A 24,684-nucleotide genomic window follows, 5' to 3' on the forward strand; every position below is an offset into this window, starting at 1 on the left:
TGTTTAAATTAAAAGCATAACCCGATTTCATTCTCCTCTTCTACTCAACACATATGTCAAATCTTCGACATTAAAAAAAAGAAAAAATATTAATGAAGCTTGAAGCGAAACAAAAACAAAAACGCAGATAATTGGTTCAGGATATTTCTGTTTCAATTATCCGAATAATAACTAAAAACAATCCTGTTACTTAGGTCTTTGTAATAGGAATATTATTTTCAATATTGACAAATTCAGATTATTACAGATAATATTTATAGATTTCAAAAAATCATAAGTAAAAAACAACAAACTCTGTAATTATAATTTATTATTTGATTGGGTAATCCTATCTTTGCCAATTAATTCATTTTAAAGTTATCACTATGAAAGTTCGTGAGTATTTTATTCTAATTTCTACAGTAGTCGTTTTAGCTATTGTTGGGATAGCATTTTTATGGCAACCTATTTTATGGGCATTCCTGCTTGTAGGTCCATTGGTGCTAATGGGGATTTTTGACATTCTTCAAAAATCACACACCATACGACGTAACTTTCCGTTATTAGGCCGTTTTAGATATGTTTTAGAATCTATCAGACCAGAAATAATGCAATATTTTGTTGAGACAGACACGGAAGGTAGACCTCTTAACCGAATTTTAAGATCTTTAATTTACAGACGAGCAAAAGGCTTAAACGACACAGAACCATTTGGAACACAAATGGACCTTTACCATTCTGGTTACGAGTGGTTAGAGCATTCTATGTATGCCAAAACTAACCCAAAAAATATTGGTAAATTTCAACGTTTAATAATTGGCGGCAAGGACTGTAAGCAACCATATTCTTCAAGTTTATTGAATATTTCTGCAATGAGTTTTGGATCTCTAAGTAAGAATGCTGTTTTGGCATTAAACAAAGGTGCTAAAATGGGAAATTTTGCTCATAACACTGGAGAAGGAGCTATTAGTGATTATCATTTAGAGCATGGTGGCGATTTAATTTGGCAAATAGGAACCGGTTATTTTGGGTGTAGAAATGATGACGGTACGTTTAATGATATTACGTTTAGAGAAAATGCTTTGAGACCCGAAGTTAAGATGATTGAAATTAAATTATCGCAAGGTGCAAAACCTGGTCATGGAGGAATTTTACCAGCTTCAAAAAACACCGAAGAAATTGCACGAATCAGACACGTAAAACCGGGAATTGCAGTACACTCTCCTCCTTCACATTCTGCATTTTCTGATCCTATTCAGTTTATGCATTTTATAAAAAAGCTTAGAGATCTTTCGGATGGAAAACCGGTTGGATTCAAGTTATGTCTAGGTAGAAAACAAGAATTTATGGATTTTTGTGAAGCCATGATTTATACAGGAATTCTACCCGACTTTATAACTGTAGATGGTGGTGAAGGTGGTACCGGAGCTGCTCCTGTAGAATTTTCTAATTCCATGGGAATGCCTTTACGTGAAGGATTAATTTTTGTGCATGACACCTTGGTTGGTTTTAACTTAAGAAAAGATATTAAAGTTATTGTTGCGGGTAAAATTATCACTGGATTTCACATGGCAAGAGCCTTAGCTTTAGGTGCTGATGGTTGTAATAGTGCACGTGCCATGATGCTTTCTATTGGCTGTATACAAGCACTACAGTGCAATACAAATACGTGCCCTGTGGGAGTGGCTACTCAAAACCCTTCTTTAGTAAAAGGATTAGTTGTTGAAGATAAAGCACCAAGAGCTCAACGCTATCAAGAAGCGACTATCCATAGTTTCCTAGAGCTTGTTGCTGCTGCAGGACTTAATAGTCCGGCTGAATTAACACGCGATCATATTAGTAAAAGGGTTGGACTTTACGACGTAAAAACGTATCATGATATTTACCCACCAATTGAAGAAGGTTCTTTGTTAAATATTGATACGATACCTAAAGACTACCAGAAATTTTTTCAACTGACACGTATTATGAAGTAACATTAAAGACTTACTTTAATTTTTTAAGCTGTTAATTTTCAATACACTGAAAATTAACAGCTTTTATTTTTCTGCAAGTTTCTTTTAATTGTTAGACTTAAAAAAAACACCCTTCCTATTCAAATCGTATCTTTGTCTCCAATTATAAAATCACTAATCTTATTTTAACTTTAATCTCAAAACACGCTAAAGAATTACTAGAATTCTTTAAAAGCACTAGCTTTTCTAAAGCCATTTTAATTGGTGTTGCTGTTACTGTACCTATAATTTTGGGTATCACAACCAATAAATTTGAAATTGGTCTTGCGCTTTGCTTTGGTGCGTTTTGGTGTTCGCCAAGTGATGTTAGCGGTCGCTTAAAACATAAGCAAGTTGGAATTCTGTTTTCGGCTATTTTAGTTGTGGTTATTAGTTTTATTGGTGGCTACCTCAACATTTCAAACTACTTACTTTTCCCAATTTTAGGGTTTTTGACATTTTGTATTGCTTTTATTTCCATCTATGGTTTTAGAGCTTCGTTAATTAGTTTTTCGGGATTATTGGCTTTGGTTTTGAGTTTTGCACACAAATCCGAAAACTTGGAAGTTTATCAATATGCATTATTAATTGGTGTTGGTGGCATATGGTATTTGTTTCTTTCTACATTGTGGTATAAAATTAACCCAAAAGCTCAAACCGAAGAGACGTTAAATCAAACCTTTATACTTACAGCCGATTTCTTAGACACAAGAAGACAACTTATAGGCGAACAACCAAACAGAGAAGATTTGCAAACGCAACTCATGACCTTACAAAGTGAGCTAAACGAACATCACCAAACCTTGCGTGAAATATTAATTCTATCACGAAAAAGCTCAGGTAAATCCAACTATCAAAGCAGACGTTTATTAGTATTTATCCAATTAATAGAAATACTAGAAACAGCAGTTGCAAATCCTGTAAATTATGATAAAATTGATGTGCTTTTTAAAGAACATCCAGAGTTTAAAATAGATTTTCAGAAGTTAATATCTGAATTCTCGCATCAATTGCGTTCTATTGCTCAGAATATTAATAAGTCGAAATTATTCCCCTCCAACAAGAACCTTGCTGAAGCTATTAAAACACTTGAAAATGACATTTTAAAATTCAAAAATGAAGATCATATTGAAGATTACGAACGTTACTTAATGCTTCAGAACTTATTAGATTATCAAAAAAAACAATTTGAAAAAATAAAAAAGATAAAATGGCTATTGGGTAATCCAGAATTGACATCAGATGATTATATTAAAAACGATAAGCTAAAGCGATTTATAGATTCGCAAGATTACAATCCTAAATTAATACTTAGAAACCTCAGCTTTAGATCCACTATTTTTAAACACTCTTTACGATTAGCAGTTGCCGTAATGTTAGGTTATGGTATTGGGTTGTTTTTCGATTTTCAGAATCCATATTGGATTATACTTACTGTAATTGTAATAATGCGCCCAAGTTACGGACTTACAAAAACGCGCTCACGAGACCGAATGATTGGTACACTAATAGGAGCTGTTTTAGCTACAGGCTTAGTATTTGTGATCAATGACCCCTACATTTATGGAGCGTTAGGAGTATTATCATTAGTGATTGCATTTTCTATGGTGCAGAAAAACTACAAAGCCTCTGCAACCTTTATTACGCTGAGTGTTATCTTTATTTATGCCATTTTACAACCCGATATTTTAAAGGTTATTCAATTTAGAGTCATTGATACGCTAATTGGTGCTGCACTTTCGTATACAACAATGCGCTGGCTTTGGCCTGCTTGGTCCTTTATGGAAATTGGAGATAACATTAAAGATAGCCTAAAAGCAAATACAGCATTTTTTAAGTCCATTAGCACCTATTACCAGAAAAAAGGTAATGTACCAACGAGCCTAAAAGTAAATCGCAAAGAAGCATTTTTACAAACGTCTAATTTAAGTTCTGCGTTTCAGCGTATGGCACAAGAACCAGAATCTAAACAAAACCACATAGACGATATTTATGAACTTGTGGTAATTAACCATAGTTTTTTATCGTCGTTAGCATCATTGAGTTCTTATATTCAAAATTATGCAACAACGGAAGCGTCAGAAGATTTTGTATTAATTACAGAAAAAATTAATGATAATCTCGATAAAGTCTGCTCGCAATTAAAACACATAAAATTTGATGAATCTAAAACTAACGAGTCCGTTTTTGAACCTGAACCATTCAATTTCCCTGTTAATCGTATTACCAATGATGCAATTTCACAATCCGATAGTGAGCGTTTACATAAAGAAGCACATTTAATTTGGGAACAATTATATTGGCTGTTTAGCCTAAGCGAAAAGATGTTAAAATTGACCGCTAAATTTAAAATAGATTGATATTTCCTTAATCTATTTTAAGCAACTAAAATTTTGATATATAAAAACACCTTCTTTCAAAATTCAGTTTTGAAAGAAGGTGTTTTATTCTCATGTCGATAATTTAAGCTAGCACTACTTGCTTATCACTTTCTGATGACACAGTATTAGTATTGACCTTGACTCTCAAAAGTTCACTTATTTTGTCTTGCCATTTTTGTCCTATAGCAAGTTCATTATTTAGAGCCATTTCATCATCATTGTTATAAAGCACTAGATTTGTCACATCTTTTAGATTTTGATGTATAAAAGACAATTGTATGGTATCAATAACATCGTAATGCTTCGTTTTATCCTTAATGCGTTTGCTTTCTTTTATAAATTTACAAGAGACAATAGATTTTAAATCTATAACCTGTGCATAAGCTGAGACTTCTGTTTCTTTATAAAAAAACAACTTTTCTCCAGTGGTATTCAAACCAATAGCAAAATTACTATGTACTTCTATTTCGCTTAACTCACAGTTATTTTGTGCAGCTTCATATCGAAGTGCATTACGTAATTTTCGTTTTCTTTTTTTGCTTCCGTTTATAAATAAAACAAAAGGTAAAATGACGATTGCGATTATAATCGCATCGATAATAAATAATCCTGATCCCATGATATTTGATTTTTTTTGATAAAATATTAAAAAGTGTAAAAAATTGATACGGCATTTGCTGCCATAACAGACATCATTTATAATGATGTTTTAGACCATTTCTTGTTAGAAATTATTTAAAACTAAAAATGGTTTTACACCTGTTTACCAAAAAGAATGAAATGGAAAAAGGATTTCCCTTAAATGGATGTGAATTACACTATGATGCTCTGCTCTAACAAATTGAACATGCTGTAGTGCATAAAGATGATTACTGCGACTTAAAAGACCATCATTATTTACAGAAATTTCTTCTGATGGTGACGGCTCTACATTAACGTTAGAAACAACACTAAGCTGTTCTTTTTGTACGTCAAAAAATTGATGATGAATTGGTGAGTAAGAGTAGATTTCTCCAGAAAATTCTATAATAGACTGCTCAGTATCGCTATTCAATAACTGAAAGTCATTAGCATGCACAGATGCTGCAAAGCCAACAACAATTAAAATTATATTAAAAAGCGTTTTAAACATTTTCCATTCTAGAATATTATACAAATTAAATCTATAATTAGGTAATCCACTACAAAATGAATGTTAAATAATTTTGAATTACAATCTGTGTAATCTAATTCTAAATGAAATAGCTAATGTTCATAACAAAATGAAGTTTTAAAGGATTGCTACGCATCCCTTAAAGCTCCGCTTTGAAAATAGTTTCAACGAAAAAAACGCTCAAGCAAGCTTATAATAACTAATGTTCATAACAAAACGAAGCTTTAAAGGATTGCTACGCATCCCTTAAAGATCCGCTTTGAAAATAGTTTCAACGAAAAAACGCTCAAGCTAGCTTATAATAACTAATGTTCATAATAAAACGAAGCTTTAAAGGATTGCTACGCATCCCTTAAAGCTCCGCTTTGAAAATAGTTTCAACGAAAAAACGCTCAAGCAAGCTTGGCGTTTTTTTCTTATGAAACTATTTATTCGTGACCGCGAAGGGATTCGAACCCCCAACCCTCAGAGCCGAAATCTGATATTCTATCCAGTTGAACTACGCAGCCATAAACACCTCTAAAAACAGGTGTCTTATTCATATTTATATCTAAGACAACTTAGCCTTAACAATGTTAGAAATTGTTTTACCATCAGCTTTACCAGCTAATTTTCCACTTACAATTCCCATAACCCTTCCCATATCTTTCATTCCTGCTGCACCTGTTGCTGCAATAGCACTCATTACTGCTTCTGTAATTTCTGCCTCTGAAAGCTGAGCAGGTAAAAACTGACTAATTATTTCAGCCTGAGCTATTTCTGGCTCAGCTAAATCCTTACGATCTTGTTCTAAAAAGATGGCAGCACTATCCTTACGCTGTTTTACCATTTTAGATAAGATTTTTATTTCTTCATCTTCAGAAATATCTTCTTTAGATCCGGTAGCCGTTTGTGCTAATAATATTTCTGATTTTACAGCTCGTAAAGCAGCTAAAGCTGTTTGATTCTTTTCTTTCATTGCTACTTTCATAGCAGTCATTATCTCTACTTGTAAACTCATAATCTTGTTACTTTAATAAGACTGCGAAGATAGTAAAAAGTTCCTCTTAGCGGACAGAAGAATAACAGATACCTATTAAAATATTTTGGAAACAAAAAGCCCAAAAAGTTAACTGTACTTTTTGGGCTAGATCTTAGTAATTTAACACAATAAACTAAACTTGCTATTAATCTACATTATCATGTAAAAATGAATTGTTACTTCTTAATTGAATATCATCATTTTCATCAGTTCCTACAGACATTCTAGACGCCTTTGTCTCTGATGAGTGCTGAGCATCTTCTAAATTAATACCTTGTCTTCTGTAAGCCGGTACTTTTTCGATTTCGTTTATTTTAGCATCATTAAACTTATAATTGAAATCTTTCATTCTTCTTCTACGCTCATCTGCCCGAGCAATAAGCATTTCAGAGATTGGACTATTCATTGGGTCTATCTCTTCTTCAGAAGCCACTTTAGGCTCCTCTGCAGGAATTGTTTTCTTTTCAAAAACAATCTCTTCTTTTACTTCTGCTTTCTCTCTTTTAGTATTTATAGAGGAATGAATTGTTTCAAAATCATCTAAAGCATATCGCTTTTCTCCTTGCTCATTAACTTCAGTTACAGCGATAATTTCAACTGGCTCATTAACATCAATATCCTTGGCGTCCTCGTCTAAACTAAAGAACATTTTTTCTTCTTTAGCTTTCGGCTCTTCTTCTTCCTTTGGATTTTTATTGGCTAATGGTAAATCGAAAGAGAACGTTATTTGCTCTTCGTGTACCTCTTCAATTGATTCTGCTTTATTTACGATTGGTGTAATAACAAAATCTTCTGGCTCAATTGTAGGTTCAGGCTCACTAACAGCTACTGGTTCAGTTGTGGCTTGTGGTTTTGTATCTAAAACTTCATCATAAACAACATTTATGCTTTTTAAGAAGTCTGTAGTTGGAATTAAGTTGGTTCCCTTAATATCTTTCGCTTTTGGCTCATCTTCAACCTCTTCTTCAAGTAATGTATGACGAACAACTGGTGCCACTTTTTCCGCTTCTAAAACGATATCTGGTGTAATAATTGCTGGCTCTTTTTCTTTAGCAATAGTTTCATTAGTTTCACCTAATGCATGAATCACTTTTTTAGTTTCAGTATTTGAAATTTCATTTTGCTGATCGACGTCAAATCCTGTAGCAATAATCGTTACAGAAATAGATTCTTGTAACTCTTCATCTTCACCAACACCCATAATAATATTGGCTCCATGACCTGCTTCAGATTGAATATGATCGTTAATTTCACCAATCTCATCAATAGTAATTTCTTGTGAACCAGAAACGATTAGCAACAATACGTTTTTAGCACCAGTAATTTTATTATCGTTAAGTAATGGTGAGTCTAAAGCATTCATAATAGCTTCTTGTGCTCTGGTTTGACCCGAAGCAGTAGCAGATCCCATAATCGCTGTTCCACTATTACTTAATACTGTTTTAGCATCACGTAAATCAATATTCTGAGTATAGTGATGTGTAATTACTTCTGCTATACCGCGAGACGCTGTAGCTAAGACCTCATCTGCTTTAGAGAAACCTGCTTTAAACCCAAGGTTTCCATAAACTTCTCGAAGTTTATTATTGTTAATTACAACTAATGAATCCACATGGGAACGTAATTTTTCAATACCACGTTGGGCTTGTGCGTTACGCATTTTACCTTCAAATTGAAAAGGCATAGTAACGATTCCAACCGTAAGAATATCTAGTTCTTTAGCCATTTTAGCAATAACTGGTGCGGCACCTGTACCTGTACCACCACCCATTCCTGCAGTGATAAACACCATTTTTGTATTGGTATCTAACATTCTACGAATGTCTTCTAAACTTTCTATTGCTGCTTCTTCCCCTACGTCTGGATTAGCTCCTGCACCTAAACCTTCAGTTAGGGCAACACCTAATTGTATTTTGTTTGGAACTCCACTGCTATGAAGGGCTTGAGAATCTGTATTACAGATTACAAAATCGACTCCTTTTATACCTTGTTGAAACATGTGGTTAATGGCATTACTACCACCTCCACCGACACCAATTACTTTGATGACGTTTGATTGATGCTTTGGCAAATCAAATGAAATGTTTCCAAATTCGTTGCTGTTACTCATTATATTATGGATTAACTATTATTCTATTTTATTAAATTTATTTATAAAGGCAAAATTTTAGATGAATTGCGATTCGCATTTATTCCGCATTATCCAAAAAATCCTTTACACGCTCCGTTAATTTATCTAAAAACGAACGACGCTCTTTTACAGGTTCTGGCACTACTACTTCTGGCTCTTGCTCTTCTTCAACTTCATTTTCTATAACCAATTCTTCTTCAACTAGCTCAACTTTTTTACGTTCTTGACGTTTTAAGCCATCCATCACCAATCCAACTGCTGTAGCATACAACGGACTTGCAATATCCTCATCACTATCTCCTGCTAAATGCTCATTTGGATAGCCAATTCTGGTATCCATTCCGGTGATATATTCAACTAATTGTTTTAAATGTTTTAATTGCGCTCCACCACCTGTTAAAACGATGCCTCCAATCAACTTTTTCTTTTGCTCTTCGTGACCGTAGTTTTTTATTTCAACATAAACTTGTTCTATAATTTCCACCACTCTTGCGTGAATAATTTTAGACAAATTCTTTAACGTGATTTCTTTTGGCTCTCTTCCTCTTAATCCAGGAATAGATACAATTTCGTTATCCTTATTTTCACCTGGCCAAGCAGATCCAAACTTTACTTTTAAAAGTTCAGCTTGCTTTTCAATAATTGAACAGCCTTCTTTTATGTCTTCGGTAATGACACCTCCACCAAAAGGAATTACAGCAGTATGACGAATGATTCCATCTTTAAAAACAGCTAAATCTGTTGTTCCACCACCTATATCAATCAATGCCACACCAGCCTCTTTCTCTTCTCTACTCAACACCGCATTAGCAGACGCTAAAGGTTCTAAAGTGATACCCTCTAAGTTTAAACCTGCACTTTTTATACAACGACCAACATTTCTAATCGAAGATACCTGACCAACAACAACATGAAAATTAGCTTCCAAACGTCCACCGTACATTCCTATTGGCTCAGTAATTTCCGCCTGACCATCAATTTTAAATTCTTGTGGCAACACATGAATAATCTCTTCACCAGGAAGCATTACTAATTTATGAACCTGATTGATTAAACGATCAATATCTTCTTCATCGATTACCATATCCGAATTTGGACGTGTAATGTAATCGCTATGTTGTAAACTACGTATATGCTGACCTGCAATACCTACAGTAACATCCACAATTTTTTCGCCAGATGCTGCTTCAGCTTCTTGTACAGCTTGTTGAATAGACTGAATGGTCTGTGTAATATTATTAACCACACCACGATGCACTCCCATACTTTTGGCTTTACCTAAGCCTAGAATTTCAACTTTATCGTACTCGTTTTTACGACCAATCATGGCCACAATTTTTGTGGTTCCTATATCTAGACCTACCGAAATGTTTTGTTTGTCCATAGCTTACTTTTTGGTGCAAATAACTTGTTTGTCAAATTTTAAATTCACTAACGCATAGCTATCTAAAATTTGGTCTTTAAAAGCCTTTTGGTAAAACGCCTTAAAATTGTTTATCTTTTTATCGAGTTGTTTTAAAGTTCCTAAATGAACCGTAAAATTACTTTTTCTAATTTTAAAATCAATGGTGTTATCGTTGTTCTGACGAATCTCAATGACATGTTTCTTTAAAAAATCATCTTCATCCACAGCTTTTGCAAATTCAAAGACTGTTTTGAGGTTATTTTTATCGATATTTCCAGTAACAAGCGGCACTCTTGCTGCGTAATTATGAGACAAAGGCATAAATCCACCTTCGTCATCGATATAATACGACACTTTTGTGTTCACTCTTGCAATAGGTTTTTTTTGTTCAATTTCAGCCGAAAGTGCACCGTCTACTGACATAAACACTTCTGCTTGCTTGATCATTGGATTAGATTTCAGGGCAGATTCTAATTTATTCAAATCTATAATTTCTTTGGGTTGTTGCGAAACAGGTTCTTGATTTACTATTAACAATTTACTAACATTCACATCTGTAATAAATAATTTGTTTTCACCCAAAAATGTGATGTTTGGCTCACTTACTTTTCGTGTCTTATTTCTTTGATTTGAAAACGCAAACAAAAAGCCCACCAAAACCATTAACCCTATGATTTTTATATAGTTGAAATTAATCTTTGACATAAAATGCTTCTTTTATATGTTTAACTTCAGCTCCAATATCTCCTGCTCCAATTGTTAACACGATTTGAGCATCGGATTTTTGAATTTCATTGATTATTTCTGATTTTTGAATTAATTTTTTTCTGGAATTTACAATCTTTTCTAAAAGCCATTTAGACGTTACTCCTTCCATCGGTAATTCTCTTGCAGGATAGATATCTAAAAGTAATATTTCATCGAATTTCGAAAGACTTTCTGCAAAGCCATCTACAAAATCTTTTGTTCTACTAAATAAATGTGGTTGAAAAATCGCTAATACTTTTTTATCAGGATACATTTCTCTAACCGCTTGATGTACTGCATTAATTTCCTCAGGATGATGTGCATAATCATCGATAAACACCAAATCCTCGGTTTTAATTTGATATGTAAATCGCCTTTTTACGCCTTTATACGATTCTAAAGCTTTAGACAATTCATTGTAAGAACAACCATATTCCGCAGCCATTGCCACAGCGATAATTGCATTAGAAAGATTATGTCTTCCTGGTAGACTAAATTTGAAATCCTTTTGAATTCCGGTTGGTGTTTTTACATCAAAACGATAACAACCATTTTCTATTGAAATATTTTGCGCACAGTAATCCGAATCGTCTTCAATTCCGTAGGTAATACCTTTTAAAGGCAAACCATTTTTAACGAATAGTTTTCCGTTTGGTTTAATACATTCAGAAAAATCCTTGAAGGTTTTAACTAACTCTTCAGCATTGCCGTAAATATCTAAATGATCAGCATCCATCGAAGTAATACAAGCTAAATCTGGTGACAAGGTTAAAAACGAACGGTCAAATTCATCGGCTTCCACAACCGTCACATCGGTTCCATTTATAATTAAATTGGAATTATAGTTTTCACTAATTCCCCCTAAAAAGGCCGTGACAGGCGCATTGCATTCATTCAACAAGTGTCCCAAAATACTTGTTGTGGTTGTTTTACCATGTGTTCCAGCAACCGCCAAACAAATGGTTTGCTTTGTGATTTCACCTAAAACTGAGGAACGCTTTAAAACATTGAAATTATTAGCTTTAAAATAATCGAATTCCGAATGTCCCTTTGGAATCGCAGGTGTATAAACGACAAGTGTATTTTCAGGATTTAAAAATAAGCTAGAAACTTTTTCAATATTATCTTCAAAATGAATTTCTACTCCCAAATCTTCAAGCGAATTTGTGATGTCCGTTGGCGTTTTATCATAACCAGCCACATGCATACCATTGGCTACAAAATAGCGTGCAATCGCACTCATTCCGATGCCTCCGATGCCAATAAAATAAACGTTATTTAGGTTATTGAAATTCATTTATTATTTAATAAGTTTTCAACTTCATCAACAATAGCATTAGTTGCATTAACCAATGCCAAGGATAGAATATGTTTACTTAATTCGTTTCGTTTTTCGTCGTTAGATATTAGATCTGAAAATTTAGTTTGAAAATCAACATCCAAATCCTTTTCTCTTATTAAAATCGCTGCGTTTTTATCTGCAACTGACTGTGCGTTTTTAGTTTGATGATCTTCTGCAACATTTGGCGACGGAATAAAAATCACTGGCTTACCTACAATACACAATTCAGAAACAGATATAGCTCCTGCCCTAGAGATTATTACATCTGCTGCTGCATAAGCTAGGTCCATATGGTTTAAAAACGCATGAACTTGAATATTTTTCAATTCATTATATTGCTTATACTGATCGTAATACAACTTTCCACATTGCCAAACCACTTGAACATCTCGCTCTTCAAAAAACCCAATATTATCTTTTATAAGCTGATTGATACGTCTTGCTCCTAAACTACCACCTAAAACTAACAGTGTTTGTTTATTATGTTTTAATTCAAAGGCATCTTTACCTTCAATATGTTTATCTTTTACTTGTAATAAATCCTTTCGAATTGGGTTTCCTGTTAATTTAATTTTTTCTTTCGGAAAGAATTTATCTAAACCTTCATAAGCCACACATATCGTGTTTACTTTTTTCGCTAGTAACTTATTTGTAATACCGGGAAACGAATTCTGCTCCTGTATTAAACTCGGCACCCCTTTTGACGAAGCCACATGCAATAAAGGGCCACTTGCAAAACCACCTGTCCCAATCACTACATTTGGCTTAAACGTATTTACAATTTTTCGCGAACGCAATAAGCTACTTATTAACTTCAATGGAAATGCTAAATTTCTTAATGTCAACTTACGTTGAATCCCAGAAATCCATAAACCTTCAATTTCGTAACCAGCTTGTGGCACTTTATCCATCTCCATGCGATCCGAAGCTCCAACAAATAAGAATTCAGCATCAGGATGGCGAGACTTTAATTCGTCTGCAATCGCAACAGCAGGATAAATATGTCCTCCTGTTCCTCCTCCTGAAAGGATAAATCGATATGGCTTATTATTTTTCAAACTTTAAAATTCAAATATTTTAATTCTAGTTACTAACACCCTTAAAGTCCCATCAAGGGGACGATCACTCAATTCAAACCACTTTAAACTGATCTCTTTTTATATTTTTTAAATCGCTTCGCTTAAAATAGCTAACGGATTGTCTTCTGCGTCTTCTTGTTCTTTTAATTCTTCACGTTTTGCACTTACACTTAATATTATTCCTATAGACAAACAAGTCATCCAAATTGAGGTTCCACCACTACTAATTAAAGGTAAGGTTTGACCTGTAACAGGAAATAATTCTACTGCAACTCCCATATTCAGCAACGCTTGAAACACTATTGGCAATCCAACACCTAACACCAATAATTTTCCGAATATCGTATCTGACTTATGACTTACAACTATGATTCTAAATAACAACCACATGTATAAAACCAACAAAAATATACCTCCATACAAACCGTATTCTTCAATAATTATCGCAAAAATAAAATCGGATGACGATTGTGGCAAAAAATTCTTTTGAACACTTTTTCCCGGACCTAAAGGTGAAATCCCTGTCGCAATCGCAATTTTTGCTTTCTCAATTTGATAATCTGCTTCCGTATCTTCACCATTGGAGAAATTCTCAATTCGATTCATCCAAGTATCTACCCTATTTGGCATCGCATCTGGAAATGCTTTTGCCACCAAAACAAACATTGTGAGCGCCAACAAACCTGTTCCGATTATAATTAAAAGATACTTTATTGGATAACCACCAATAAATGCCAACATCATTATCATTGTAAATATGATGGCTGTGGTAGAAAAATTAGCAGGTAATATGAGGATTAAAATTAGAAAAACTGGTATCCAAAGCGGCAATAACGACTCTTTAAAACTAACCTCTTCATCTTTAATTTTTGATAAGTAACGTGCCACATAAACCATTAACACCACAGCTGCTAATGTTGATGTTTGAAAAGACATATTTACAATCGGAATCTGAATCCAACGACTTGCATTAGCTCCAGCAATTGTAGTTCCTTGAAGCATTGTAACCAACAACAAAACAAACACAATAGGAATCATAATCATAGACAAGCCACGAAAATATTTGTAAGGCAATTTATGAACACCAAACATAATTACAAAGCCCAAAAGCAGATGCATAAAATGTTTTATAAAAAAAGAAAACGTATTGGTATTCCCACTATTTGCTAGATTACTTGCAGCACTATAAACAGGCATAAACGAGAATATAGCCAATAGCGCGACTATTGCCCAAATGGCTTTATCCCCTTTTATTTGTTTAAATATGTTTTGCATTTTCCGCTTTGTCATTCCTGCGAAAGCAGGAGTCTAATTGTTTATCTTATTGTAGATTCTTGCTTTCGCAAGAATGACAACACTCTATAAATTCCTTACAGCATTTTTAAATTGACGCCCTCTATCTTCATAATTTTCGAACAAATCGAAACTAGCACAAGCAGGTGACAACAACACATTGTCTCCAGCGTTAGCTAATTTATAAGCAATCTTTACAGCTTCACTCATGTATTGTGTTTCAATAATTACATCGACCATATTACCAAAAGACTCCATTAGCTTCGCGTTATCTACACCTAAGCAAATAATAGCCTTAACTTTTTCGTTCACAAACGGAAATAACTCCCTGTATTCATTGCCTTTGTCGACTCCACCAACAATCCAAACCGTAGGCGCGTCCATACTTTCTAAAGCGAAATACGTTGCATTTACATTAGTTGCTTTTGAGTCGTTGATATACTGCACCTTATTAATTTTTAAGACATGTTCTAAACGATGCTCAACACCTTGAAAATTTTCGAGACTTTCACGTATCGTTTGTTTTCTAATTTTGAGTAAATGCGCAACAGTAGAAGCCGCCATTGCGTTTTTGACGTTGTGTTTCCCTTCTAATGCTAAATTATTTGTTGGCATAATGATTTGATTGTTATCTATTGTTATTATTATATTATTGTTGTCTAAATATGCGCCTTGCTCAATAACTCTTGTTAATGAAAAAGGCAATTTTTTTGATTGAATTTGATGCGTTTTCATGTACTCTAAAATGACCTCATCATCGGCATCATATATGAAATAGTCATCTTCTGTTTGGTTTTCTACCACTCTAAATTTTGACGCGATATAGTTTTCAAACTTATAATCGTAACGATCTAAATGGTCTGGAGTGATATTGGTTAACACCGCAATTTTTGGTTTAAAATCTATAATATCATCTAATTGAAAACTGCTAATCTCCAATACATAATTATCATGATTTTTCTCTAAAATTTGCTTTGCGAAACTATCTCCAATATTTCCCGCTAACCCAACATCTAATTCCTGCTTTAAAATATGATGCGTCAACGTTGCCGTTGTGGTTTTACCATTACTTCCTGTAATAGCCACCAAAGTCGCATCCGTAAATTTAGAAGCAAATTCAATCTCAGAAACCATTTTGATTCCCACATCGCGAATTTGTTTCACCAAAGCTACTTTATCTGGAATCCCAGGACTCTTCATGATGATGTCTGCATTTAGAATTTTTGATTCTGTATGCTGTTCATCTTCAAATTCAATTTCATTATTTAAAAGAACGTCTTTATATTTTTCTTTAATCTTTCCTTTGTCTGATACAAAAACCTCGCATCCTTTTGCTTTTCCTAAAAGCGCTGTTCCCACTCCACTTTCACCACCTCCAAGAATTACAAGTCTTTTCATTTCATTAATCCTTTTTGTCATTCCTGCGCAGGCAGGAATCTACTTTATTACTACTCTTATTGTGGATTCCTGCTTTCGCAGGAATGACAAATTATTTTATCTAATTTTCAAGGTTACTATCGTTATAATAGCAAGTAAGATTCCTACAATCCAAAAACGCGTAACTATCTTACTCTCATGATATCCTGATTTTTGATAATGATGATGTAAGGGCGACATTTTAAATATGCGTCGACCTTCGCCAAACTTTTTTCTTGTGTATTTGAAATAACTAACTTGTAAAATAACTGATAAATTCTCTGCTAAAAATATACCACAGAGTATAGGAATCAACCATTCTTTTCTAACCGCTATGGCAATCACCGCAATGATTCCTCCAATAGTTAAACTCCCTGTGTCTCCCATAAATACCTGAGCAGGATAGGTGTTATACCATAAAAACCCAATTAATGCTCCAACAAATGCCGCAATGTAAATTGTGATTTCTTCCGCTCTTGGGATGTACATAATATCTAAGTACCCTGAAAACACAATATTACTAGACACCCATGCAAAAATCCCCAGCGTCAATACAATTATAGCAGATGTTCCTGCCGCAAGACCATCGATGCCATCTGTGAGATTTGCACCATTTGATACGGCTGTAATTATAATAATGCTGACTAGTATAAATACGAGCCAAGTGTATTTCTCTAACCCTGGACTAATCCATGTGATTAAATCGGAATAATCAAACTCGTTATCTTTTAAAAAAGGAATTGTCGTTTTTGTTGACTTCTCTTCTGCTTTAAACAATTTTGCTGCTTGCACATCTGGATTTTCAATACGTAATTCATTTTGCTGTGCAATTGGTAATTTTTCTTTGATCGTTACATCATTATGAAAAAACAATGTTGCACCAACTATAATTCCTAATCCAACTTGACCAAGAACTTTAAATCTCCCTTTTAAACCGTCTTTATCATTTTTGAATTTTTTGATATAATCATCAATAAACCCAATAGTTCCCATCCAAAGTGTGGTCACAATTAACAGGATGATGTAAATATTTTCAAGCTTCGCCAATAATAAAACAGGAATAAGTGTTGCGAGAATTATGATAATCCCACCCATTGTTGGTGTTCCTGCTTTTTCAACTTGACCTTCTAATCCTAAATCACGAATCGTTTCACCAACTTGTTGTTTTTGTAGAAAACGAATAATGCGTTTACCAAAAATTGTAGAAATTAACAATGACAATATAATAGCCACAGCCGCTCTAAAGGTGATAAACCCAAAAAGTGACGCTCCTGGAAACTGGAACTGTTTTTCTAAATATTCGAATAAGTAATACAGCATTCTTGGTGGTTGTTTATTTCTGTAATTGTTTTAAATACTCTTGAACGATTTTATAATCATCAAAATCAAAGCGTTCACCTTTAATCTCTTGATATGTTTCATGTCCTTTACCGGCAATAAGAATAATATCATTTTCTCCTGCCATTTGACAAGCTGTTTTAATAGCTTGTTTTCTATCGGTTATAGACAACGTTTTTTTAAAATTTTGAGGCTCAACCCCCTTTTCCATCTCTTCAATAATGGTTTCGGGAACTTCATTTCTCGGGTTATCACTTGTCAAAATCACTTTAGTACTTAAAGCTGAAGCGATATGCGCCATTTTTGGTCGCTTGGTTTTATCTCTATTTCCACCACAACCTACAACCGTTATGAGTTCTTCATTTTTGGTTCTAATATTGTTTATGGTTTCCAGCACATTCTTTAAGGCGTCTGGCGTATGCGCATAATCTATAATAGCTGTAATTTTGCCTTGTGAAATAAAATATTGAAAGCGCCCAGATACATTTTCGAGCTCACTTATAAGCCTTAAAATTTCAACTTTACCCAAACCTAATAATTCAGCGGCTCCATATATAGCAAGAATATTATAAGCGTTAAAACTTCCTATTAATCGCGTCCACAACTCACTTTCATTCAACTTTAATAATAATCCGCTGAATTCATTTTCTAAAATTTGAGATCTATAATCCGCATAATTCTTTAATGCATACGTATATTTTTTGGCTGCTGTATTTTGAAACATCACCAAGCCATTTTTGTCATCTATATTGGTTAACGCAAAGGCGTCTTTTGGCAATTGATCAAAAAACCGCTTCTTAACATCTCTATATTCAGCAAACGTGTCGTGATAATCTAAATGGTCGTGCGATAGATTTGTGAAAATTCCGCCTTCAAACCTTAAGCCTTCTGTTCTGCTTTGATGAATACCATGAGAGCTCACTTCCATAAAGCAAAACTCTACACCTTCATCATTCATTAATTGCAAATACCTATTGATCGTTAATGAATCTGGCGTAGTATGAGTCGCTTTATATGTTGTATTATCCACCATAATTTTCACGGTAGACAACAACCCAACTTTATAACCTGCCTTTTTAAACAACTGATACAACAAACTAGACACTGTGGTTTTCCCATTAGTACCTGTAACACCAACAAGCTTTAGATTCTCGGAAGGGTGACCGTAGAAATTAGCTGCCATATAAGCCATGGCCTGATTAGAATTAGCAACTTCTACATAAGTGATTCCGTCTTCGAGATTTTCTGGAAGCGCCTCACAAATTATAGCAGTAGCACCATCTTTAATTGCTTTTTCAATATAATTATGACCATCAGTAATTGTACCCGAAATAGCCACAAAAACATCATTAACTTTTATTTGACGTGAGTCAAATTCGATTTTACTCACCGTAATACTAGTACTGCCAACGACTGCATTTATAGTAACCTTATATAATATGTCTTTTAATACCATCATGATGCTTCTAAAATAATGGTTTGATTCGTTTGTAATTTTTGATGTTTTTCTACAGACTGTTTTTTTATAGTACCATTTCCGTTTAATTTCACTCTAACATCAATCTGTAAATTTTCCAACAATGCAATAGCATCCATAGCTGGCATTCCAACAACACTTGGCATTAACTCTTTATATTTTCGAGCGTTTTCATAGTAACTTTCAAAATCCTCGTTAACTAAATTATCATTGAAGTTCAATGTTTCAACCTCATCTATAATTGGAGTGTCTGTATAGATTTTTTGAGCAACTCTTTTGAATACCGGACCAGCCACATCAGAGCCATAAATACCCACTTTTGTACTAGGCTTATGAATAACCACAATGCACGAATATTTTGGATTATCCGCTGGAAAATAACCAGCGAATGAAGAGATATATTTTTTGTCTTTATTCCATTTTTCAGTATTAGCATAATCCGTTCTAGCTGTACCTGTCTTACCAGCCATTGAAAATGTTTCTGAATACATACGCTGCCCTGTACCACGTATGACAACGTTCTTTAATATATCTCGAATTTCATTTAAGGTTTTATCTGAGCAAATTTTTTCAACAAGAACTTCTTTTTTAAACACCTCAATATCCTTATCAAACGACTTAACCGATTTTAAAAAACGCGGCTTAATTAATTCCCCATCATTGGCAATAGCATTATAAAACGCTAGTGTTTGCAATGGAGTCATTTCAAGATTATAGCCATAAGCCATAGAAGGCAACGCATTTCTACTCCAGTTAGATGCTCCAGGCTTTGGAATATCTGGCACCCCTTCTCCTTTAATATTGAAACCGAGAGGCTTATCGAGCCCCCAAGAACTCAATCTATTTAAAAATTTCTCTGGCTGTTTTGAGTAATGTTCATCAATAATAGTAGCCATGCCTATATTAGAAGATACCTCTAATGCTCTTGCCGCAGAAATTTCACCATAACCAGGACCAGAATCCGTAATTACACGACCATAAAGAGACTTCCTCCCCTTTTTAGTATCTACAACTGTTGACGTATCAATAACTTTATCCTCTAAAGCCGCCATCATGGCCATCACTTTAAATGTAGAACCTGGCTCATGACTTTCTCCAACCGCATAATTTAAGCGTTCATAATACTTCCCATTTCTGTTTTTTCCAAGGTTAGAAATTGCTTTTATCTCACCTGTTTTCACATCCATCACCACCACACAACCATGATCTGCATCGTAAATCTCTAACTGCTTAAGTAAGGAATGATGCGCTATATCTTGAATATTGACATCAATAGTCGTATAAACATCGTAACCATCCTGAGGTTCAACTTGGTCGAAATCCGCTATGGGCTTCCATTGCCCATTTCCTATTTTTTGCTTTAAACGTTTCCCGTTTTTACCCTGTAAATATTTTACACCAAAAGCACCATCAATACCTGCTCTAGTATAATTACTGTCTTTATCTTGACGTTCGTAGCCAATAAAACGCTCTGCAATTCCACCCATTGGATGCTCACGTCTAGTCGTTTGCTCTACAATTAAACCACCTTTAATAGCTCCTAGATTTAACAAAGGAAAATTACGCATGCGGATATAATCCGAATAACTAATATTCCGAGCTAAAAGGAAATATCTATTTTTATGTTGTCTAGCTTTTCGGATGACATTCTTATAATAAGATGCTGGCTTTCCCTTATAAACATGAAGCGAATCTGCTAAGTCATTAATATATTTTTCGAATGTAGCTTCTTTTGCTTGTATAGCATCAATTCTAATATCATACTTAGGAATTGAAGTTGCTAACAAACTTCCATCAGCAGAATACACATTACCACGGTTTGCAGGAATTGGAAAATCTTTAGTCGTACTCTTTTCCGCAAGCGCCCTATACTCATCACCTTGAACAAACTGAATACTCACCAACTTGAACACCACAGCCAAGGCGAATACAAACATGCAGCCTGCTACGAAGTACAATCTGTGTAATATGTTTTTTTCTGTTATTGCCAAAGCTTACTGTTGTTGTCGTTGTGATTTTACTATTATTTTTGTTGGTGGGTTTAAGGAAATCCCAATTCCTTTTTCTTCCATCTCAGCCTCCACAAAAGATTCTTTTTTTAGCTGCATCAGCTTCCCTCTTTTATCTACAAATGCTGAACGAAACTCTTTTACTTCATTGGTCAACTTTGCAATTTGATAGACTTTTTGATCTGCACTATGTGAACTTGCAATCATTATAATTGCCAGAAACGAAATAAAAATGATGATGCGCCAATTTTTAAACGAATCATCACTGATTAGAAACTTACCTCTTAATATGTGATATATGTTTTTTTTCATCCTTCATTCCTGCGAAAGCAGAAATCTATATTTTTTTGCTGAATATGACCCCTACTAAGATCAGCCACCGATTAACTTCTACTTCGCTCAATGACTAATGCTCAGCGACCAGTTTTAATTATAACTTTTTAGCAACTCGAAGTTTTGCACTTCTCGCTCTATTATTTACTTTTATTTCTTCTTTCGAAGGAATAATTAATCCTCCTACTTTTTTTAATGGCACTTCAAAATTTCCGAACATATCGCGTTCTGGTTCACCTTCAAACAATCCATTTCTAATAAAACGTTTCACTAACCTATCTTCTAAAGAATGATAGGATATAAAACTCAATCGACCGTCTTGTTTTAAAACTTCCGGCATTTGAAGCAGTAATTCTTTTAAAACTTCTATTTCCTGATTGACCTCAATTCGGATGGCTTGATAAATTTGAGCCAACACTTTATTTTCTTTTTGATGATTCAAAAACTGCTTTAAAACCGCCTTTAATTGTTCGCTAGTTTTAATTTCTGCATTTTTTCGTTCTTCAACAATCACCCTTGCCATTGCAGGCGCATTTCGCAATTCACCATACTGAAACAAAACAGCTCTTAATTGCTCTTCACTATAACTATTGACAACTTCAAAAGCAGACAATTTACTATCTTGATTCATTCGCATATCTAAATCCGCTTCAAAACGGGTAGAAAAACCGCGTTCTGCAACATCAAATTGATGTGACGATACTCCAAAGTCCGCTAAAACACCATCAACTTCTTTGGCTCCATAAAATCTCAAGAAGCGTTTTACGAATCGGAAATTTTCATTGATTAACACAAAGCGATCATCATCAATAGTATTTGCTAAAGCATCTTTATCTTGATCAAAAGCATATAGTTTTCCGTTAGGCCCTAATCTTGATAAAATTTCACGGCTATGACCTCCTCCACCAAAAGTGACATCTACATAGACACCATCTGGTTTAATTGCTAAACCATCTACGGTTTCTTTAAGTAATACTGCATTATGATAATCCATCGTTGTCATCGTCTTGTCCCATTACCTCTTCGGCCAAATCAGCAAAATCTGAAGCCGCATCATCAATAGCTTGTTCGTATTTATCTTTATCCCAAATTTCAAGAATATTAACAGCAGACGCCAAAACCACTTCTTTAGTTATACCAGAAAAACTGATTAAATCCTTCGGGATCAATAAGCGACCAGCACTATCCACCTCCACAATTTTAACTCCAGCTGTAAAACGTCTTATAAAATCATTATTCTTTTTCTTAAAGCGGTTAAGCTTGTTTATTTTCTCCATCATTTTGTTCCATTCGGACATTGGATACAATTCTAAACACGGCTGAAATACAGCGCGCTTCAAAACAAACCCCTCTTGCAAAGCTGATGACAACTGCTTTTTAAGCACAGCAGGTATCATTAGCCTTCCTTTGGCATCAGCTTTACATTCGTATGTTCCTATAAATGAATTCAAAAGGTTTCGTTTACCACTTTAACGATTAAGAATCAAAGATATTGAAAATTTAACCACTTTTTACCACATTCTACCACATTTGTTGATAAGTTTTAGTTTGAAATCACTTCAATTTTTTACAACACCAATGAATTCCACTTTTCACCTACGATTTTCTAAGTGGGAATTATTAACATCAACTTATGCAAGATCCTTCAAATAAAAAAAATCGATATTTATTGCATATTATTTATATTCTAAAGGATTTAGTTATATTTGTTTCTAACACATAAGCACGAACTTGCACATGGCACACCTTTTAAAAAAAGAAAAGGATTATAGATATATTGAAGTAGGCGAAGGCACACCAATTATTGTGTTGCATGGTTTAATGGGTGGCCTCAGTAACTTTGACGGAGTCACTAAATATTTTAGCTCTAAAGGCTATAAGGTTATTATTCCAGAACTTCCTATTTACAGTATGTCGTTACTTAAAACTAACGTCAAGAGCTTTGCGAATTACCTTAGAGACTTTATTGAGTTTAAAGGTTTAGAAGATGTTATTTTACTAGGAAATTCTCTTGGTGGACATATAGGATTATACCACACAAAATTATATCCTAAAAAAATAAAAGCGCTTATAATCACAGGAAGCTCAGGACTTTACGAAAGCGCCATGGGAGGTGGTTACACCAAACGCAGTGATTACGAAGTGATGAAAAAGAAGGCACAAGAAGTGTTTTACGATCCTGCGGTAGCAACGAAAGAAATTGTTGATGAAGTCTATGAAACGGTTAATGACCGTAATAAACTTATAAAAACGTTAGCGATTGCCAAAAGTGCCATTAGACACAACATGGCAAAAGATTTACCTAACATGACCACTCCAATATGTATTATTTGGGGAAAAAATGATAATGTTACTCCACCAGAAGTTGCTGAAGAGTTTCATGAATTATTACCAGATTCTGAGTTGTATTGGATTGATAAATGTGGCCATGCAGCCATGATGGAACATCCTGAAGAATTTAATACTATTTTGATGGGATGGCTTGAGAAGCGTGGGTTTTAGGTGAAAAAGCTTAGAGACTGAAAAGTTAAAGCAGGAAGTAAAAATATCACGCCAAGGCGCAGAGACACAAAATATATACTTTAAAGAATATTATTAGCATTTGTCTTTTTAAAAAAACCCTCTTTTTTACTTCACAAAAATATAAGTTTAATTAAATAAGATTGCCGTTTTTACGGGAACTGAAGATGAAAATAAAATCAGCTGAATTTGTAGTGAGTAATTCCGATGTGGCAAAATGCCCTAAGAACGCCATACCAGAATACGCCTTTATTGGAAGAAGTAATGTAGGGAAGTCGTCATTAATCAACATGCTTACCGATCGTAAAAGTCTTGCAAAAACTTCTGGACGACCAGGAAAAACGCAGTTAATTAATCATTTTATAATTAATGATAATTGGTATTTGGTAGATTTACCTGGCTATGGCTACGCACGTGTTTCAAAATCGTCTAAGCAAAAATTTCAAAAGTTTATTACTAATTATTTTGAACAACGACAACAGCTTGTTTCAGCATTTGTCCTCATAGACATTAGACACAAACCTCAACCTGTTGATTTAGAGTTTATGCAGTATTTAGGTGAAGGGGAAATTCCGTTTGGCATCATATTCACAAAGGCAGACAAATTAAAACCTCAGGCTATTGAGCGCCACGTAAATGAATACTGCCAAGAATTACTTAAATTCTGGGAAGAACTACCACCTCATTTTGTAACCTCATCGTCAAAGAGTATTGGAAAAGATGACGTACTTAACTTTATTGGAGCAACCAATGAAGAGATTGAGCAGCTAAGAAACAGCAACTAAAATTGAGCTACAAATAATTAGACATATAACCTTTAAAAAACATCATTTTTCTAAATGAATTTGGAAGCCAATTACAGCTTTAAATTTATCTGTTTCCAAAAAATAATATCTAGAGAATATACCAATACCATATATATAAAAATCGTCTAATTTTTCAAATCTCAATGCTGCACCCAACGCAAACATATCTTTCAAAAAATCGCCAACATTTGGCTTAATTGTTATAAATTCTCTTTTAAAACTGGTACCATCATTAAAATGATAAGTTTGGTTTGTGTACT

At 34.2% G+C, this 24,684-nt stretch carries 20 protein-coding genes and 1 tRNA gene; 4 read left to right on the forward strand and 17 right to left on the reverse strand.

Translation table 11 applies throughout. The annotated features are described in order from the left end of the window. Positions 1-365 precede the first annotated feature (365 nt). Both HM992_RS00215 and HM992_RS00220 read left to right on the forward strand, forming a co-directional pair. The gene (locus tag HM992_RS00215) at positions 366-1,955 is read left to right on the forward strand and encodes an FMN-binding glutamate synthase family protein (RefSeq protein WP_179318067.1); all 1,590 of its coding nucleotides are present in this window, start codon (positions 366-368) and stop codon (positions 1,953-1,955) included. A gap of 269 nt (positions 1,956-2,224) precedes the next feature. Beyond that, the gene (locus tag HM992_RS00220) at positions 2,225-4,333 is read left to right on the forward strand and encodes an FUSC family protein (RefSeq protein ID WP_195806589.1); all 2,109 of its coding nucleotides are present in this window, start codon (positions 2,225-2,227) and stop codon (positions 4,331-4,333) included. Between the two features lie 103 nt (positions 4,334-4,436). On the opposite strand, the gene HM992_RS00225 is transcribed toward HM992_RS00220, so the two are convergent. The 17 genes from HM992_RS00225 to mraZ all read right to left on the reverse strand — a co-directional run bounded on the left by HM992_RS00225 (position 4,437) and on the right by mraZ (position 22,549). Next, entirely contained in the window at positions 4,437-4,973 is a 537-nt protein-coding gene (locus tag HM992_RS00225) for a hypothetical protein (protein ID WP_179318068.1), read from the reverse strand. A 144-nt stretch (positions 4,974-5,117) separates the two neighbouring features. Further along, positions 5,118-5,486, reverse strand: a complete 369-nt coding sequence (locus HM992_RS00230; RefSeq protein ID WP_179318069.1) for a hypothetical protein — start codon at positions 5,484-5,486, stop codon at positions 5,118-5,120. A 456-nt stretch (positions 5,487-5,942) separates the two neighbouring features. Then, positions 5,943-6,016, reverse strand: a tRNA-Arg gene (locus HM992_RS00235). Positions 6,017-6,057: 41 nt separating this feature from the next. After that, positions 6,058-6,507, reverse strand: a complete 450-nt coding sequence (locus tag HM992_RS00240) for a GatB/YqeY domain-containing protein (protein WP_178983434.1) — start codon at positions 6,505-6,507, stop codon at positions 6,058-6,060. 166 nt (positions 6,508-6,673) lie between these two features. After that, positions 6,674-8,638, reverse strand: coding sequence for a cell division protein FtsZ (gene ftsZ, locus HM992_RS00245; protein WP_179318070.1), 1,965 nt, complete (start codon positions 8,636-8,638; stop codon positions 6,674-6,676). A gap of 79 nt (positions 8,639-8,717) precedes the next feature. Then, positions 8,718-10,043 (reverse strand): cell division protein FtsA, encoded by a 1,326-nt coding sequence (ftsA, locus tag HM992_RS00250; protein WP_178983432.1) that lies wholly within the window; start codon positions 10,041-10,043, stop codon positions 8,718-8,720. A 3-nt stretch (positions 10,044-10,046) separates the two neighbouring features. Beyond that, positions 10,047-10,769 (reverse strand): cell division protein FtsQ/DivIB, encoded by a 723-nt coding sequence (locus tag HM992_RS00255; protein WP_179318071.1) that lies wholly within the window; start codon positions 10,767-10,769, stop codon positions 10,047-10,049. Continuing rightward, positions 10,756-12,108, reverse strand: coding sequence for a UDP-N-acetylmuramate--L-alanine ligase (gene murC, locus HM992_RS00260; protein ID WP_179318072.1), 1,353 nt, complete (start codon positions 12,106-12,108; stop codon positions 10,756-10,758). The genes HM992_RS00255 and murC overlap by 14 nt, the downstream gene beginning before the upstream one ends. After that, entirely contained in the window at positions 12,105-13,211 is a 1,107-nt protein-coding gene (murG, locus tag HM992_RS00265) for an undecaprenyldiphospho-muramoylpentapeptide beta-N-acetylglucosaminyltransferase (RefSeq protein ID WP_179318073.1), read from the reverse strand. Before murG ends, murC begins: the two co-directional genes overlap by 4 nt. A 108-nt stretch (positions 13,212-13,319) precedes the next feature. Beyond that, positions 13,320-14,507, reverse strand: a complete 1,188-nt coding sequence (locus HM992_RS00270; protein ID WP_178983428.1) for an FtsW/RodA/SpoVE family cell cycle protein — start codon at positions 14,505-14,507, stop codon at positions 13,320-13,322. A gap of 84 nt (positions 14,508-14,591) precedes the next feature. Then, on the reverse strand, positions 14,592-15,923 hold the full coding sequence (gene murD / locus HM992_RS00275) for a UDP-N-acetylmuramoyl-L-alanine--D-glutamate ligase (RefSeq protein WP_179318074.1): 1,332 nt from the start codon (positions 15,921-15,923) through the stop codon (positions 14,592-14,594). A 96-nt stretch (positions 15,924-16,019) separates the two neighbouring features. Continuing rightward, complete coding sequence (gene mraY / locus HM992_RS00280) at positions 16,020-17,261, reverse strand: phospho-N-acetylmuramoyl-pentapeptide-transferase (RefSeq protein ID WP_178983426.1); 1,242 nt, start codon at positions 17,259-17,261, stop codon at positions 16,020-16,022. Between the two features lie 13 nt (positions 17,262-17,274). Continuing rightward, positions 17,275-18,738, reverse strand: coding sequence for a UDP-N-acetylmuramoyl-L-alanyl-D-glutamate--2,6-diaminopimelate ligase (locus tag HM992_RS00285; RefSeq protein WP_179318075.1), 1,464 nt, complete (start codon positions 18,736-18,738; stop codon positions 17,275-17,277). Next, positions 18,735-20,693 (reverse strand): penicillin-binding protein, encoded by a 1,959-nt coding sequence (locus HM992_RS00290; RefSeq protein WP_179320999.1) that lies wholly within the window; start codon positions 20,691-20,693, stop codon positions 18,735-18,737. Before HM992_RS00290 ends, HM992_RS00285 begins: the two co-directional genes overlap by 4 nt. 57 nt (positions 20,694-20,750) lie before the next feature. Continuing rightward, positions 20,751-21,077 (reverse strand): FtsL-like putative cell division protein, encoded by a 327-nt coding sequence (locus HM992_RS00295; protein WP_178983424.1) that lies wholly within the window; start codon positions 21,075-21,077, stop codon positions 20,751-20,753. 118 nt (positions 21,078-21,195) lie between these two features. Next, positions 21,196-22,092, reverse strand: coding sequence for a 16S rRNA (cytosine(1402)-N(4))-methyltransferase RsmH (gene rsmH, locus HM992_RS00300; protein ID WP_179318076.1), 897 nt, complete (start codon positions 22,090-22,092; stop codon positions 21,196-21,198). Beyond that, a complete protein-coding gene (gene mraZ / locus HM992_RS00305) occupies positions 22,079-22,549 on the reverse strand; it encodes a division/cell wall cluster transcriptional repressor MraZ (protein WP_179318077.1) in 471 nt (156 codons plus the stop codon). Before mraZ ends, rsmH begins: the two co-directional genes overlap by 14 nt. Before the next feature lie 286 nt (positions 22,550-22,835). On the opposite strand from mraZ, the gene HM992_RS00310 reads away from it, so the two are divergent. Together HM992_RS00310 and yihA are read left to right on the forward strand one after the other, a co-directional pair. Continuing rightward, positions 22,836-23,600: an alpha/beta fold hydrolase gene (locus HM992_RS00310; RefSeq protein WP_179318078.1), complete on the forward strand. Its 765-nt coding sequence runs from the start codon at positions 22,836-22,838 to the stop codon at positions 23,598-23,600. A 185-nt stretch (positions 23,601-23,785) separates the two neighbouring features. After that, positions 23,786-24,403 carry a ribosome biogenesis GTP-binding protein YihA/YsxC gene (gene yihA / locus HM992_RS00315; protein WP_179318079.1) on the forward strand — a complete coding sequence of 206 codons (618 nt, stop codon included), beginning with the start codon at positions 23,786-23,788 and terminating at the stop codon, positions 24,401-24,403. Positions 24,404-24,684: the final 281 nt, after the last annotated feature.

This window comes from Winogradskyella helgolandensis (assembly GCF_013404085.1).
Taxonomy (GTDB): Bacteria; Bacteroidota; Bacteroidia; order Flavobacteriales; family Flavobacteriaceae; genus Winogradskyella; species Winogradskyella helgolandensis.